The 14,124-nt window shown below is 69.2% G+C and carries 13 protein-coding genes; 4 read left to right on the top strand and 9 right to left on the bottom strand.

The genetic code is table 11. The features are described 5' to 3' along the window. Nucleotides 1-155: 155 nt before the first annotated feature. On the bottom strand, nt 156-917 hold the full coding sequence (locus tag L0P92_RS22670) for an alpha/beta hydrolase (protein WP_234764653.1): 762 nt from the start codon (nt 915-917) through the stop codon (nt 156-158). A 137-nt stretch (nt 918-1,054) separates the two neighbouring features. Here L0P92_RS22670 and L0P92_RS22665 point away from each other — a divergent pair, with 137 nt between their 5' ends. The 3 genes from L0P92_RS22665 (at nt 1,055) to L0P92_RS22655 (ending at nt 3,971) form a co-directional block, all read left to right on the top strand. Beyond that, nucleotides 1,055-2,218, top strand: a complete 1,164-nt coding sequence (locus tag L0P92_RS22665; RefSeq protein ID WP_234764652.1) for an adenosine deaminase — start codon at nt 1,055-1,057, stop codon at nt 2,216-2,218. A 138-nt stretch (nt 2,219-2,356) separates the two neighbouring features. Continuing rightward, nucleotides 2,357-2,755 carry an ATP-binding protein gene (locus tag L0P92_RS22660; protein ID WP_234764651.1) on the top strand — a complete coding sequence of 133 codons (399 nt, stop codon included), beginning with the start codon at nt 2,357-2,359 and terminating at the stop codon, nt 2,753-2,755. A gap of 199 nt (nt 2,756-2,954) precedes the next feature. Then, nucleotides 2,955-3,971 carry a sigma-70 family RNA polymerase sigma factor gene (locus tag L0P92_RS22655; RefSeq protein ID WP_234764650.1) on the top strand — a complete coding sequence of 339 codons (1,017 nt, stop codon included), beginning with the start codon at nt 2,955-2,957 and terminating at the stop codon, nt 3,969-3,971. Here L0P92_RS22655 and L0P92_RS22650 read toward each other — a convergent pair. Then, a complete protein-coding gene (locus L0P92_RS22650; RefSeq protein ID WP_234764649.1) occupies nt 3,855-4,241 on the bottom strand; it encodes an STAS domain-containing protein in 387 nt (128 codons plus the stop codon). The two genes, L0P92_RS22655 and L0P92_RS22650, sit on opposite strands and share 117 nt — an antisense overlap. A 171-nt stretch (nt 4,242-4,412) precedes the next feature. Between L0P92_RS22650 and L0P92_RS22645 the strand changes: the two genes are divergently transcribed. Further along, nucleotides 4,413-5,333 carry an AEC family transporter gene (locus L0P92_RS22645; RefSeq protein ID WP_234764648.1) on the top strand — a complete coding sequence of 307 codons (921 nt, stop codon included), beginning with the start codon at nt 4,413-4,415 and terminating at the stop codon, nt 5,331-5,333. A 118-nt stretch (nt 5,334-5,451) separates the two neighbouring features. On the opposite strand, the gene L0P92_RS22640 is transcribed toward L0P92_RS22645, so the two are convergent. The 7 genes from L0P92_RS22640 to L0P92_RS22610 all read right to left on the bottom strand — a co-directional run bounded on the left by L0P92_RS22640 (nt 5,452) and on the right by L0P92_RS22610 (nt 13,844). Continuing rightward, nucleotides 5,452-6,729 (bottom strand): thymidine phosphorylase, encoded by a 1,278-nt coding sequence (locus tag L0P92_RS22640; RefSeq protein WP_234764658.1) that lies wholly within the window; start codon nt 6,727-6,729, stop codon nt 5,452-5,454. A 99-nt stretch (nt 6,730-6,828) separates the two neighbouring features. Further along, on the bottom strand, nt 6,829-7,236 hold the full coding sequence (locus L0P92_RS22635; protein ID WP_308289746.1) for a cytidine deaminase: 408 nt from the start codon (nt 7,234-7,236) through the stop codon (nt 6,829-6,831). Then, a complete protein-coding gene (locus L0P92_RS22630) occupies nt 7,233-8,507 on the bottom strand; it encodes an ABC transporter permease (protein ID WP_234764647.1) in 1,275 nt (424 codons plus the stop codon). Before L0P92_RS22630 ends, L0P92_RS22635 begins: the two co-directional genes overlap by 4 nt. Further along, the gene (locus tag L0P92_RS22625) at nt 8,504-9,628 is read right to left on the bottom strand and encodes an ABC transporter permease (RefSeq protein ID WP_234764646.1); all 1,125 of its coding nucleotides are present in this window, start codon (nt 9,626-9,628) and stop codon (nt 8,504-8,506) included. Before L0P92_RS22625 ends, L0P92_RS22630 begins: the two co-directional genes overlap by 4 nt. Then, on the bottom strand, nt 9,628-11,262 hold the full coding sequence (locus L0P92_RS22620) for an ABC transporter ATP-binding protein (RefSeq protein ID WP_234764656.1): 1,635 nt from the start codon (nt 11,260-11,262) through the stop codon (nt 9,628-9,630). The genes L0P92_RS22625 and L0P92_RS22620 overlap by 1 nt, the downstream gene beginning before the upstream one ends. A 173-nt stretch (nt 11,263-11,435) precedes the next feature. Next, the gene (locus L0P92_RS22615) at nt 11,436-12,488 is read right to left on the bottom strand and encodes a BMP family lipoprotein (protein WP_234764645.1); all 1,053 of its coding nucleotides are present in this window, start codon (nt 12,486-12,488) and stop codon (nt 11,436-11,438) included. A 303-nt stretch (nt 12,489-12,791) separates the two neighbouring features. After that, nucleotides 12,792-13,844, bottom strand: a complete 1,053-nt coding sequence (locus L0P92_RS22610) for a BMP family lipoprotein (RefSeq protein ID WP_234764644.1) — start codon at nt 13,842-13,844, stop codon at nt 12,792-12,794. Between the last annotated feature and the right edge of the window lie 280 nt (nt 13,845-14,124).

Genomic DNA, 14,124 nt, shown 5'->3' with positions numbered 1-14,124 from the left:
TCAAGCGCTTCTTGCTGTCGCGACGGGGCAACTTGCTGCCCACCTAGGTGCACGCCCTCAGGGGGCGGGGCTGTATCAATTTGCGGCTCCGCCGCGTGGGCGCGACCAGCCCCGAACCACCCGCACCCGCCAACGAACCCGGCACCCCAACGACGCTACCGCCGCACCGACTTACCGAACCCCGCAGCCAAGGGCATCCGGAGTCCCAACGGAGGCGGAGCCGCAAACGCATCCTGAACCGGCCGCGAGAACACCCTCCCGAACAACACCCCCATCACGAAGTCCTCGGCCAACGCCAGCACTTCATCCCGATGCTGCTGCAACCCATGCCGATCGGAGTGCACTTCGAACCGGCACACATCCCGATTCGCCTTCTTCGCCCGCGCCGCCAACCGAAACGACAACTCAGGATCGGTCCGCTCGTCATTCGTGCCGTGCACGATCATCACCCGCCGCCCCCCGAGCTGCTTCACCGGTTCGGGCGACGCCGCCACGTCCTCCTCCGGCAGCCAAGGCGCTATCGCCAGCACGGAGTTGACCGCCTCGTGACCGCCCGCTCGCAGCGCCGCCCGCCCGCCCATGTCGACGCCGACGAGACACACCGGAACGTCCCCATAGCGCCGTACCACCTCGTCCGCGGCCCACAACGCGTCGCTCACCTGGTTCGCGTCGCTGCCGTTCCACCCACGGAACCGGTAGTGGACGACATGGGTGGCGAGCCCCTCCCCGCGCCCGGCGCGGGTCAGCCGGCGCCCCAGGGTCCTCAGGTAGGAGGGCGCCAACAGCGCCGTCGGCTTGCGATGTGACACCTCGTCACCTCCGGGCAGCAGGAGGACCACTCCGCTCACCGCCGTCGGCTCCGGCCCGATCGCCTTGCCCAGCCGGACCCTGCGCACCGGCGTCGCTTGCTGTGCCATGACAGAACAGTGTCAGAAGCAACGGTGTACGCCACCCGTCCGTCGGGTCACCGTTACGTATCGACGGATGTGTAAAGCGCAAAACGGGACGCGCGAGGAAGCGAGCTCTCTACGCGCGTAGGCGTTAGAGTGCGGAAATGACGAGCCAGACTGCCCAGAAGGCGAACATCCCGAGCTCGGACCAGATCCGCCGGGCGCCGAAGGTTCTGCTGCACGACCATCTCGACGGCGGGCTCCGCCCCGGCACGATCGTCGAGCTCGCCCACGCGGTGGGCTACTCCCAACTCCCCGAGACCGACCCGGACAAGCTCGGCGTCTGGTTCCACGAGGCGGCCGGCTCCGGCTCCCTGGAGCGGTACCTGGAGACGTTCTCGCACACGGTCGGCGTGATGCAGACCCGTGACGCCCTGGTCCGGGTCGCGCGTGAGTGCGCCGAGGACCTCGCCGAGGACGGCGTCGTCTACGCCGAGGTGCGGTACGCGCCCGAGCAGCACCTCGAAGGCGGGCTCAGCCTCGAAGAGGTCGTCGAGGCCGTGAACGAGGGCTTCCGGGAGGGCGAGCGGATCGCGCGGGAGAACGGCCACCGCATCCGCGTGGGCGCGCTGCTCACCGCGATGCGGCACGCCGCCCGCGCCCTGGAGATCGCCGAACTGGCCAACCGCTACCGCGACTTGGGCGTCGTCGGCTTCGACATCGCGGGCGCCGAGGCCGGCCACCCGCCGACCCGGCATCTGGACGCCTTCGAGTACCTCAAGCGGGAGAACAACCACTTCACCATCCACGCGGGAGAGGCGTTCGGCCTGCCGTCGATCTGGCAGGCCCTGCAGTGGTGCGGCGCCGACCGGCTGGGGCACGGGGTGCGCATCATCGACGACATCCAGGTGCACGCCGACGGCTCGGTGAAGCTCGGCCGGCTCGCCTCGTACGTACGGGACAAGCGCATCCCGTTGGAGCTGTGCCCGAGCTCCAACCTCCAGACGGGCGCCGCCGAGTCCTACGCGGACCACCCCATCGGTCTGCTGCGCCGACTGCACTTCCGGGCCACGGTGAACACCGACAACCGCCTCATGTCCCACACCAGCATGAGCCGGGAATTCGAGCATCTTGTCGACGCATTCGGTTACACGCTCGACGACATGCAGTGGTTCTCCGTCAATGCGATGAAATCATCGTTCATTCCTTTCGATGAACGACTGGCGATGATCAATGACGTGATCAAGCCCGGATTTGCCGAACTCAAGTCCGAATGGCTGTTCCGGCAGACCACCTCTACCAGCGATTCTGAGGCCGAGGAGGGCTGACCGGGGATCCTCCGTGCACACGGAATGCGGACGCCATTCACAATCCGTCCGCATTTCGATGTTTGCGGTGGCAGGTGGGGCGTGTTTACGGTCGAGAACCGCTCACAACCCCGTAACGAATTTCGAGGACTTACTTTCATGAAGCAGTCTGCTGCCAAGACCCTCGGTGTCGCCGCCCTCGGTGCCGCCTTCGCCGCCGCGGGCGCGGGTGCCGCGAACGCCGCGCCGGTCTCCCCGGACGCCGCGGGCGCGGCGCTGGGCACCGTCACCAGTGCGCTTCCGGCCGAGCAGCTCTCCCAGGCGGGCCCCGCCGCCGGTGCGGGCCTTGCCCAGGGTGGTGCGGGCCTCGCCCAGGGTCAGGAGGCCGTCGGCGCCGGACTGGCCGCCGCGCAGCCGGCTGCGGAGCAGGCGCTGGCCGGTGGCCCCGCCCTGCTGGCCGGCGGCCCGGCCGCCGGTGCCGAGGGGCTGCTCGGCGGTCTGCCGGTGCAGGGTCTGCCCACCCAGGGTCTGCCGGTGAACGGCGTTCCGGTGGCCTGACCCGCCTCGCCCGCACAACACCGCTGGGGCGCACCCTTGGAAAGGGGTGCGCCCCAGCGGTGTTGTGCGTCCCGTGCCGGGCGCTTCGACCTGCGGCTTTGTCCGCTCCGGGGGCCATTGTCAGTGGGCTGCGGTAGCTTCCGAGGTGTTGGGCGCGACGAGGCGTCCGACCGGATACGGCCACAGGGGTGGGTGGACGATGAGCGACGGCACGGCGACGACGACGGACCTCGACGTCAGGCTGGAGAAACACCGCGTCGAACTGACCGGGTACTGCTACCGCATGCTGGGTTCGTCCTTCGAGGCGGAGGACGCGGTGCAGGACACGATGGTGCGCGCCTGGCGGAGTTACGACAAGTTCGAGGGGCGTTCCAGTCTCCGGTCGTGGCTCTACCGGATCGCGACGAACGTGTGCCTGGACATGCTGACCGCGGGCAACAAGAGAGCGCGGCCGATGGACCTCACGGAGTCGACGCCGCTCGCGCAGGCGGCGCTCTCGCCCCGGCCGGACAACACCTGGCTGGAGCCGATGCCGGACAGCCGGGTGCTGCCCACGACGGACGACCCGGCGGAGGCGGCGGTCGCCAAGGAGTCGGTGCGGCTCGCCTTCATGGCGGCGCTGCAGCAGCTGCCGCCCAAGCAGCGGGCGGTGCTGATCCTGCGCGAGGTGCTGGCCTGGAAGGCGAGCGAGGTCGCCGAGCTGCTCGGCACCACGGTCGCTTCGGTCAACAGCGCGCTGCAGCGGGCGCGCGCGACGCTCGCCGAGCAGCAGCAGCCGGGCACCGACGCCGTCGCCTCGGATCCGCTGGACGAGGAGCAGCAGAAGCTGCTGGAGCGGTATGTCGCGGCCTTCGAGGGCTATGACATGACGGCGCTGACGGCCCTGCTGCACGAGGACGCCATCATGACGATGCCGCCGTTCGACCTGTGGCTGACCGGCGTCCAGGACATCACGGGCTTCATGACGACCCTCGGCGCCCCTTGCGCGGGTTCGCGTCTGGTGCCGGTCCAGGTCAACGGGCTGCCGGGCTTCGCCCAGTACAAGCCGGACCCGGAGGCGGGCGGCTTCAGTCCGTGGGCGGTGCAGGTGCTGGAGATCTCAGACGGCCGGATCACCGGGTTCCACTGCTTCCTCGACACCAAGCGCTGGTTCCCGCTGTTCGACCTCCCCCTCCACCTCGAAGCGGAGGCCGACCAGGTCGAGGAGGGCGTGTAGCGCGGGGTCCGGGTCGCGCAGCCGTATCCGGCCGCCGGCCCGCCGGGCGGTCAGCTGCAGCCGGGCCAGCAGGTCCACCACACCCAGTCCCGGTGGCCCGAGCCCTCCGACATCGCACACCACGACTCTCGCCCCGGTGGCCTCCAGCCGGGCCCGCACGGCATCGCACAGCCCTGCCACCTCGTCCCGGGTGACGGGGCCGGCCAACACGAGTACAGCGGGTGTCATGGCATCCACGATCGGTAGACCGGGCCGACGGGCGGAACTCATCGGGCCGGGCGCCGGACGCCGGTCTCCCCTGCTCATCGGGGTTGCGCGAGGTGTCCGCCGACCGAGATCACGTTGACCCGCTCCCCTCCTTCCCCGGAGGGTTGCGTGCATGCCCCATGTATCAGCACCTCCCCGAATACCCCACGGCCTCCTCCCCGTCATGGAGGCGCCGTGCAGGGGGTGCTGACGGGCTTCGCGGTGATCGCGGTCGTCATCGGGGTGGGCTATGTGATCGGCCTGCGCGGCTACCTCGGAGTGCACGGCCGTGAAGTTCTCACCAAGCTGGCCTTCCATGTGGCCTCCCCGGCCCTGCTGTTCACCACCCTCGCGCAGACCGATCTCTCGGTGATCTTCTCCAGCCGCCTCCTGGTGACGGCCCTGAGCACGGCCGCGGCGGCCGGAGTCTTCGTCGCGGTCGGTGTCGTACGGCGCTGGGGCATCGGCCGGACCACGATCGGCGCGCTGTGCTCCAGTTACGTCAACTCCGGCAACCTCGGCATCCCGATCGCGGTGTACGTCCTGGGCGACGCCTCGCTCGTGGCCCCGGTGCTGCTGTTCCAGCTGATCGGGGTCACCCCGATCGCCCTGACGATCCTCGACCTGTCCGGCGAGGGCGAGAAGGGCCCCCTGTGGCACCGCCTGCTGACCCCGCTGCGCAACCCGATCGCGGTCGGCTCCCTGGCGGGCGTGGCGGTGTCGGCGGCAGGGTTGAAGGTCCCGGCGCCTGTCCTTGACCCGCTGACCCTGATCGGCGGTATGTCGGTCCCGGCGGTGCTGCTGGCCTTCGGCATCTCCCTGTGCGGCAGCACGATGCCGGGCCGGGGGCCCGACCGCGAGCCCGTGTTCCTCTCGGTCGCCCTCAAGTCGTTCGGCCAGCCCGCGGCGGCCTGGGCCCTGGCGGCGGGCGTCTTCGGCCTGCGCGGCGCTCCCCTGTTGGACGTGGTGGTGACGTCGGCACTGCCCGCCGCGCAGAACCTGTACACGTACGCGTCCAGTTACCGGGTGGGCGAGCGGTTGGCCCGGGACTCGATTCTGCTGTCGACGGTGATCTCGGTGCCGGTGTTGGTGCTCGTCGCAGCGCTTCTCGGCTGACCTGGGGAGCAGGGCGGGTACGGCGAGGGCCGGGACCCGAAGGCCCCGGCCCGTCGCACGTTCGGCCGATTCAGCCACCGACCGATTCAATGGCCGACCGCTTCAGTCGGCGGCCGCGTCACGCAATACGTTCCAGCACCACCGGCGAAGCCGTGAAGTCCGTGCCCGCCGCCGCGATGTCGTAGGAACCCTCCACCGACTGGAGCGCGTACTCGAAGCGCTCGGGGGTGTCGGTGTGGAGGGTCAGCAGGGGCTGACCCTCGGTGACGGTGTCGCCGGGCTTGGCGTGGAGTTCGATGCCGGCGCCGGCCTGCACCGGGTCCTCCTTGCGGGCGCGTCCGGCGCCGAGGCGCCAGGCGGCGACGCCGATGTCGTAGGCGTCGAGGCGGGTCAGCACACCGGAGGACGGGGCCTTGATCACGTGCTGTTCGCGCGCGACCGGCAGCTCCGCGTCCGGGTCGCCGCCCTGGGCCGCGATCATGCGGCGCCAGACGTCCATGGCCGAGCCGTCGGCCAGGGCCTTCGCCGGATCGGCGTCACGCACACCGGCCGCGTCCAGCATCTCCCTGGCCAGGGCGATGGTCAGTTCCACCACGTCGGCAGGACCGCCGCCCGCCAGGACCTCGACGGACTCGCGGACCTCCAGCGCGTTGCCCGCCGTGAGGCCGAGCGGGGTGGACATGTCGGTCAGCAGCGCGACCGTCTTCACACCATGGTCGGTGCCGAGGCCCACCATCGTGGAGGCCAGTTCGCGGGCGTCCTCGATCGTCTTCATGAAGGCGCCCGTGCCGACCTTCACGTCCAGGACCAGCGAGCCGGTGCCCTCCGCGATCTTCTTCGACATGATCGACGAGGCGATCAGCGGGATCGCCTCGACCGTGCCGGTGACGTCCCGCAGCGCGTACAGCTTCTTGTCCGCGGGGGCCAGGCCGTCGCCGGCCGCGCAGATCACCGCGCCGGTCGTGTCGAGGACGTTCAGCATCTCCTCGTTCGACAGCAGCGCCCGCCAGCCGGGGATCGACTCCAGCTTGTCCAGCGTGCCGCCCGTGTGGCCGAGGCCCCGGCCCGACAGCTGGGGGACGGCCGCACCGCAGGCCGCCACCAGGGGGGCCAGCGGGAGGGTGATCTTGTCGCCGACACCGCCCGTGGAGTGCTTGTCGGCCGTGGGGCGGGACAGGGACGAGAAGTCCATGCGCTCGCCGCTCGCGATCATCGCCGCCGTCCAGCGGGCGATCTCGCGGCGGTTCATGCCGTTGAGCAGGATCGCCATGGCGAGCGCGGACATCTGCTCGTCGGCGACCTCCCCGCGGGTGTACGCGTCGATGACCCAGTCGATCTGCTCGTCGCTGAGCTCGCCGCGGTCCCGCTTGGTGCGGATGACGGAGATGGCGTCCATGGCCATGGCTTGGCTTCCTTCCGAGGGTTCCAGAAGTCGTACGGCCCCTCCGAGCCGGTCGCCTGGAGCAACTCGGAGGGGCCGCACGGGGGTGACGGCTTACTTGCGGAGGTGGCCCGGCCCGAAGGCCTGGGGCAGCATCTCCGAGAGCGGCAGGATGCCCGCCGGGGTCTGCAGCAGCAGCTCCGGGCCGCCGAACTCGTACAGCAGCTGGCGGCAGCGGCCGCACGGGACGAGGATCTCGCCGTCGCCGTCCACACAGGTGAAGTGCGTCAGCCGGCCGCCCCCCGAGTTCTGCAGCTCGGAGACCAGTCCGCACTCGGCGCACAGTCCGAGGCCGTAGGACGCGTTCTCCACGTTGCAGCCGGTGATCGTACGGCCGTCGTCGACGAGGGCCGCGACGCCGACCGGGTAGCCGGAGTACGGGGCGTACGCCCGGGACATGGCGTCCCGGGCCGCGGCGCGCAGCTTGTCCCAGTCGACGTCGTGGGCGGCGGGCGAGGTCACTTGCCCTGGCCCTTCTTGTACGGCAGGCCGTCCGCCTTGGGCATGCGCAGGCGTTGCGCGGACAGGGTGAGGACGACGAGGGTGATGACGTACGGCGTGGCCGAGACGACCTGGTTCGGGACCTCGTTGGTGGTGGCGTACCAGGCGTAGACCAGGGCGCCGACGACCGCGGTGATCATCGAGGAGGCGTACTTCTTGGTGATCACCAGCCAGATCGCGCCGATGATCAGCAGCAGCGCGCCGAGCAGCAGCAGGGCGTGCACGTTGGTGGAGCCGCCGCGCAGGTTGAGGCTGTCGGTGTAGCCGAAGAGCCCGGCGCCGAGGGCGAGGCCGCCCGGCATCCAGTTGCCGAAGATCATCGCCGCGAGACCGATGTAGCCGCGGCCGGAGACCTGGCCCTCCAGGTAGAAGGGGTTGGCGACGATCGACAGGAACACGCCACCGAGGCCGGCCAGACCACCGGAGATGACGACCGCGATGTACTTGTACTTGTAGACGTTGACGCCGAGGGACTCGGCCGCGATCGGGTTCTCACCGCAGGAGCGCAGGCGCAGACCGAAGGCGGTGCGCCACAGGATCCACCAGGTCGCCGGGATGAGCGCGACGGCGATCAGCGTCAGCCACGAGACGTTCGTGACCAGACCGCCGAGCAGGCCGGCGATGTCGGAGATGAAGAACCAGCCCTGGTTGTTGAGGTCCCGCAGCCCGTCGGACAGGCCCGGCACGGTGAAGTGGCCGAGGGAGTCGACCGCCGGGGACTGCTTGGCCGAGCCGCCCGCGTGGCCCTCGAAGGCCAGCGGCGCGAGGTAGCGGGTGATGCCGAGGGCGAGGATGTTGATCGCCACACCGGAGACGATGTGGTTGACGCGGAAGGTGACGGTGGCGATGGCGTGCAGGATGCCGCCGATGCAGCCGCCGATGATGCCGACGACGACACCGGTCCACGGGCCCCACTGGAAGCCTGCCCAGGCACCGAACCAGGTGCCGAGGATCATCATGCCTTCGAGGCCGATGTTGACGACGCCCGCCCGTTCGGCCCACAGACCGCCGAGACCGGCGAGGCCGATCGGCACGGCGAGCTGGAGCGCGGTGGACATCTGGCTGACGTTGGTGATGCCGTCGGCGCCGGTGATGATGCGGACGATCGAGGTCAGCGCCAGGGCTCCGGCGATGACCAGCAGCAGGACGGGCCACGAGAGGCGGCGGCCGGTCGGTGCCGCGGGCTGCAGCGTGGGCTGGTTGACATCAACCGCTGAGGTCGGGGCAGTCATCGGCCAGCCACCTCCTTCGTGGTGTTGTTGTCGGCGCCGAGGACGTGACCGGCGGCCAGTTCCGCGCCGACCCGGCGCTGCTGGCGGCGCAGGCCCCACTCGCGTACGGCCTCGTAGGAGACGACGACCGAGAGCACGATCAGGCCCTGCATGATGACCGCGATCTCCTTGTCGTAGCCGTGGAAGTCCAGCTCGGGCGAGGCCTTGTCGAGCCAGGCCCACAGCAGGGCGGCGAACGCGATGCCGACGGGGCTGTTACGGCCGAGCAGGGCGATGCCGATGCCGAGGAAGCCGATGCCGGTGGGGAAGTTCAGGCTGTAGGTGTGGGTATCGCCGAGCAGGATCGGCAGACCGGCCAGGCCCGCGATGCCGCCGGAGATCAGCATGGCGGTGAGCACCATGCGCTTGGGGTCGACGCCGGAGGCCGCGGCGGCCGACTCCGAGGCGCCGGAGGCACGCAGGTCGAAGCCGAAGCGGGTGCGGTTGAGGACGACCCAGTAGCCGATGCCGAGGAGTACGGCGAGGAAGACCAGGCCGTAGATCTCGCCGGCGTCGCCCATGTCGATGCCGGGGACCCAGCCGGACTCGTGCATCTCGCCGGTGGTGTTGTTGTTGCCGACCTTGACGCCGAAGACGTTCGGCAGCCACAGGTAGGCGATGACCGAGGTGGCGATGGCGTTCAGCATGATCGTCGCGACGACCTCGCTGACGCCGCGGGTGACCTTGAGGACACCGGCGATGCCGGACCAGAAGGCGCCGGTGCAGACCGCGGTGAGGAGCAGCAGCGGGATCTGGATCGCGGCGGGCAGGTTCATGTGGGCGCCGACGACGGCGGCCATCATGGCGGCGAGCTGGTACTGGCCGTCGACGCCGATGTTGAACAGGTTCATCCGGAAGCCGATGGCCACCGCGAGGGCCGCGATGTAGTACATCGAGGCCTGGTTGATGACCAGCACCTGGATGTCCGAGAAGCCGATCTGCTCGAACATCAGGGCGTACGGCTCGACCGGGCTCTTGCCGGAGGCGAGCAGCACGATCGCGCTGAGCACGAAGGCCACGGCGAGCGCGATGACCGGTCCGGCCACCGCGAGGAGCACACGCTCCTTGTCGAACTTCTTCATCAGCGGGCCTCGTCTTCCGGAGCCTCGGGAGACTTGCGGATCTCGGGGGTGTCTGCGCCGGGCTCGGCGTTCTCGTCGTGTTCCAGGTGGCCGGTGGCGGCACCGGTCATGGCCGAGCCCAGTTCCTCCGGGGTGATGGTGGCCGGGTCGGCGTCCGCGACCAGCTTGCCGTTGTAGATCACGCGGAGGGTGTCGGACAGGCCGATCAGCTCGTCCAGGTCGGCGGAGATCAGCAGCACGGCCAGGCCCTCGCGGCGGGCCTCGCGGATGTGGTCCCAGATCGCGGCCTGGGCGCCGACATCCACACCGCGGGTGGGATGGGCGGCGATCAGGAAGCGCGGCTTGTGGCTCATCTCGCGGCCGACGATCAGCTTCTGCTGGTTGCCGCCGGACAGCGAGGCGGCGGTGACGTCGATGCCGGGCGTGCGGACGTCGTACGCCTCGACGATGCGGCGGGTGTCGGCCTGCGCGGCCTTGAGGTCCAGCCAGACGCCCTTGGCGTTGGGCTTCTCGGTGACATGGCCGAGGATGCGGTTCTCCCAGAGGGGGGCCTCCAGGAGCAGGCCGTGGCGGTGGCGGTCCTCGGGGATGTAGCCGATGCCCTGCTCGCGGCGCTTGCGGGTGACCCAGCCGGTGATCTCCTCGTCGACCAGCTTGATCGTGCCGGAGTCGGCGTGCTTGAGGCCGATGAGCGCGTCGACCAGCTCGGTCTGGCCGTTGCCCTCGACGCCGGCGATGCCCAGGACCTCGCCCGCGTGGATGGTGAAAGTGATGTCGTCCAGCAGCGCCTTGCCGCCGGCGGCCTCCAGGCGCAGCTTGTCCACCGTGATGACGGGACGGTCGGTGACCGTGGACTCGGCGGTCTCCGGCGTCGGCAGCTCGCTGCCCACCATCATCTCGGCGAGCTGACGCGGGGTCGTCTCGGCGGGAACGGCGGTACCGACCGTCGTACCACGCCGGATGACGGTGATCTCGTCGGCGACGGAGAGCACCTCGCCCAGCTTGTGGGAGATGAAGATGACCGACAGGCCCTCGGCCTTGAGCTCGCGCAGGTTGTCGAAGAGCGCGTCGACCTCCTGCGGCACCAGGACGGCCGTGGGCTCGTCGAGGATCAGCGTGGTGGCGCCGCGGTAGAGGACCTTGAGGATCTCCACGCGCTGGCGGGCGGCGACGCCGAGCTCCTCGACGAGGCGGTCGGGCTGCACGCCGAGGCCGTAGCGCTCGGAGATCTCCGTGATCTTGCGGCGGGCCTTGGCGCCGATGCCGTACAGCTTCTCGCTGCCCAGCACGACGTTCTCGAGGACGGTCAGGTTGTCGGCGAGCATGAAGTGCTGGTGGACCATGCCGATGCCGCGGACGATGGCGTCGGCCGGCGACGAGAAGCTGACCTGTTGGCCGTCGACCGCGATGGTGCCCTCGTCCGGCTTCTGCATGCCGTAGAGGATCTTCATCAGCGTCGACTTGCCGGCGCCGTTCTCGCCGACGAGGGCGTGGACGGTGCCCTTGCGGACGGTGAGGTGGATGTCGTGGTTGGCGACGACACCGGGGAATCGCTTGGTGATCCCGGCGAGTTCGACGGCGGTCGCCTGACCGTTGACCGCCGCGCCGGCCGGAGGGCTGCTGGACGCGTTGATGGCGCACTCTCCTGGGGACGGGGGTCGTCTACGCGCGTAGCGCCCCTATGGCCTGAAAGGGGCCGACGCACCGCGACCAACGGGGCACGGGGAGGGCCTTCGGAAAGCCTCCCCGTACCCCGTTGAGCGGACGTAACCCCGGGGTTACCGCTGCTCAGGGTGTAGCTCTGGGCTCAGCTGGACTTGACCTTGATCTCGCCGCTGATGATCTTCTCCTTGGCCGTCTTGATGGCGTCCTGGAGCTCGGTGTCGTCCGCGAACTTCGGGTTGGAGTTCGACAGGCTCACCTCACCCGTCTTCAGATCGCCACGAACGATACCGGTCCCGGGCTTGCCGTCCTCGACCGACTGCGCCAGGTTGTACACCGCCTTGGCGACGTCCTTCATCGCCGAGGTCAGGATGTAGTCCTTGTACTTGGCAAGGGCTTCCTGCTTGTACTGGTCGGAGTCGACGCCGATGGCCCACACCTTGTTGGCGGCGGCGGCCTCGATGACGCCCTGGCCGGACAGACCGGCGGCCGCGTAGACGACGTCGGCCTTCTTCTCGATCTGGCCCTCGGCGGCCGACTTGCCCTTGTCCGGGCTGGAGAAGCCACCCTCCTCCGCGGTCTGCGTGAGGTACTGGGAGAGGACCTTGACCTTGCCGCCACTGGTGTCCTCGACGCCCTGCTCGAAGCCGGCCTGGAACTTGTGGATCAGCGGGATGTCCACGCCGCCGACGAAGCCGACGGTGTTCGTCTTGGTGCTCTTGGCGGCGGCGACGCCGGCCAGGTACGAGGCCTGCTCCTCGGAGAAGACCAGGTCGGCGACGTTCTTCGACTCGACGGTGGAGTCGTCCACGATGCCGAAGGTGGTGTCGGGGAACTTCTCCGCGGCACCCTTCACGGCGGTGGCGTACGCGTAGCCGACGCCGATCACCGGGTTGTAGCCCTGCTTGGCCAGCGACACCAGTCGCTGCTCCTTGTCCGCGTCCGTCTCACCCTCGGTGGGCTCGACGTCGGCGGTGTCGTACTGGAACTCCTTCTTCGCCTGCTCCAGGCCCGCGTACGCGGCGTCGTTGAAGGACTGGTCGCCCTTGCCGCCGACGTCGTACGCGATGGCGAGACCCTTGTCGCCCTTCGAGTCCGACGACGAGGCGGACGTCGAGGTGCCGCCGCAGGCGGACAGCGCGAGGGCCAGAGAGGCGGTCGCTGCGCCTGCGACCGTGATCCGGGAAATCCGGCGCATGTGTAGAGCTCCTGTCGTACAAGGCGGGGCCGGAGAGATGTGGGGGCGTGCCTGTACTTCTCCGGGTTCGCCCAGCGCCGGACGGTACAGCTCGGGTACAGCTTGCAGCTACGGCGCTGGCTTTCGTCGCAGATTAACGCGCGTAGACAAGCCTGAAAACCCCTTCTGTCCACCTTGTTATCCGCCCGTGGCCAACACCATGTCGGACCTTGACCAAGGGCGGGAACGCCACAGCGGGCGGGCATCCTCGGATGCCCGCCCGCTGTGTGGGTGTACGACCGTGACTACACCGTACGGCCGTGACTACTCGGTCTTGACCTTGATCGAGCCGTCGATGATGCCTTCCTTGGCCTTGGCCACGGCGTCGGAGAGACCGGCGATCTTCGCGAACTCGGGGTTGGACTCGGACAGGCCGACGCCGTTGACCTTCAGGTCGAAGGTCTGGGTGCCGGTCAGCGGCTTGCCGTCCTCGACGGACTTGGCCAGCGCGTAGACGGCGCCGCCGACGTCCTTCAGCGCCGAGGTCAGGATGTACTGCTTGTAGTTGGCCAGCGCGGCCTGCTTGTACTGGTCGGAGTCGACGCCGATCGCCCAGACCTTGGCCTTGGCGGCGGCCTCGATGACGCCCTGACCCGACAGACCGGCCGCCTGGTAGATGACGTCGGCGTTCTTCTCGATCTGGCCCTCGGCGGCGGCCTTGCCCTTGTCGGGGCTGGCGAATCCCCCTTCCTCCGCGGTCTGCGTCAGGTACTGCGACAGGACCTTGACCTTGGGGTTGGTGTCCAGGACACCCTGCTTGTAACCGGCCTCGAACTTGTGGATCAGCGGGATGTCCACACCACCCACGAAACCGACGACATCCGTCTTGGTGGCCTTGGCGGCGGTGACACCAGCGAGGTAGGAAGCCTGCTCCTCGGCGAAGATCAGCGAGGCGACGTTGGCACCCTCTACCGTCGAGTCCACAATCCCGAAGGTGGTCTTCGGGTACTTCGCGGACACAGCCGTGATGGCAGGCCCGTAGGCGTAGCCGATGCCGATCACCGGGTTGTAGCCCTGCTTGGCGAGGGACGCCAGGCGCTGCTCCTTGTCGGCGTCCGTCTCACCCTCGGTGGGCTCGATGTCGGCGGTCTTGTAGCCGAACTCCTTCTGGGCCTTCTCCAGGCCGGCGTACGCGGCGTCGTTGAAGGACTGGTCGCCCTTGCCGCCGATGTCGTACGCGATGGCGAGGCCCTTGGTGTCGCCGCTGGCGTCACTGTCGCTGCCGCTGTCACTGCTGGTACCGCCACACGCCGTGGCAGCGAGCGCGATCGACGCGATCCCCACCGCGACACGGGTCAGTTTGGATATCCGACGCATCGTGAAGTCCCCATTCTCCAAGCCCCGCAGTGGGTGCTGAGTTCGGCGCACATTAACGCGCGTAGACACTCCTGGGAACGGGGTTTCGTCTTGCCGTTATCCATTCGTGCCGATGGCCGGTTACGTCCTTGTGAACCATCGGATCGAACGGCACGCATGGGGCGACTTCACCCGCCGCGCACCGCGCACCCCGGTAGCCGTGCGTACCGGGGGTGCCGTCACCGTGATGGCGCTCAGGACCGTCCGCCATGGGGTCAGACTCCCCCGGCCGCAGGGGTGC

Source organism: Streptomyces muensis, from assembly GCF_021474425.1.
Lineage (GTDB): Bacteria > Actinomycetota > Actinomycetes > Streptomycetales > Streptomycetaceae > Streptomyces > Streptomyces muensis.
Note: the sequence above shows the minus strand (reverse complement) of the source record. Positions and strands in the feature narration are given on the sequence as shown.

Excerpts from the sequence above, each read along its gene's own strand:
- L0P92_RS22670 (WP_234764653.1), bottom strand. The coding sequence starts at position 917 with ATGGCACAGCAAGCGACGCCGGTGCGCAGGGTCCGGCTGGGCAAGGCG.
- L0P92_RS22665 (WP_234764652.1), top strand. The coding sequence starts at position 1,055 with ATGACGAGCCAGACTGCCCAGAAGGCGAACATCCCGAGCTCGGACCAG.
- L0P92_RS22660 (WP_234764651.1), top strand. The coding sequence starts at position 2,357 with ATGAAGCAGTCTGCTGCCAAGACCCTCGGTGTCGCCGCCCTCGGTGCC.
- L0P92_RS22655 (WP_234764650.1), top strand. The coding sequence starts at position 2,955 with ATGAGCGACGGCACGGCGACGACGACGGACCTCGACGTCAGGCTGGAG.
- L0P92_RS22650 (WP_234764649.1), bottom strand. The coding sequence starts at position 4,241 with ATGAGTTCCGCCCGTCGGCCCGGTCTACCGATCGTGGATGCCATGACA.
- L0P92_RS22640 (WP_234764658.1), bottom strand. The coding sequence starts at position 6,729 with ATGGACGCCATCTCCGTCATCCGCACCAAGCGGGACCGCGGCGAGCTC.
- L0P92_RS22630 (WP_234764647.1), bottom strand. The coding sequence starts at position 8,507 with ATGACTGCCCCGACCTCAGCGGTTGATGTCAACCAGCCCACGCTGCAG.
- L0P92_RS22625 (WP_234764646.1), bottom strand. The coding sequence starts at position 9,628 with ATGAAGAAGTTCGACAAGGAGCGTGTGCTCCTCGCGGTGGCCGGACCG.
- L0P92_RS22615 (WP_234764645.1), bottom strand. The coding sequence starts at position 12,488 with ATGCGCCGGATTTCCCGGATCACGGTCGCAGGCGCAGCGACCGCCTCT.
- L0P92_RS22610 (WP_234764644.1), bottom strand. The coding sequence starts at position 13,844 with ATGCGTCGGATATCCAAACTGACCCGTGTCGCGGTGGGGATCGCGTCG.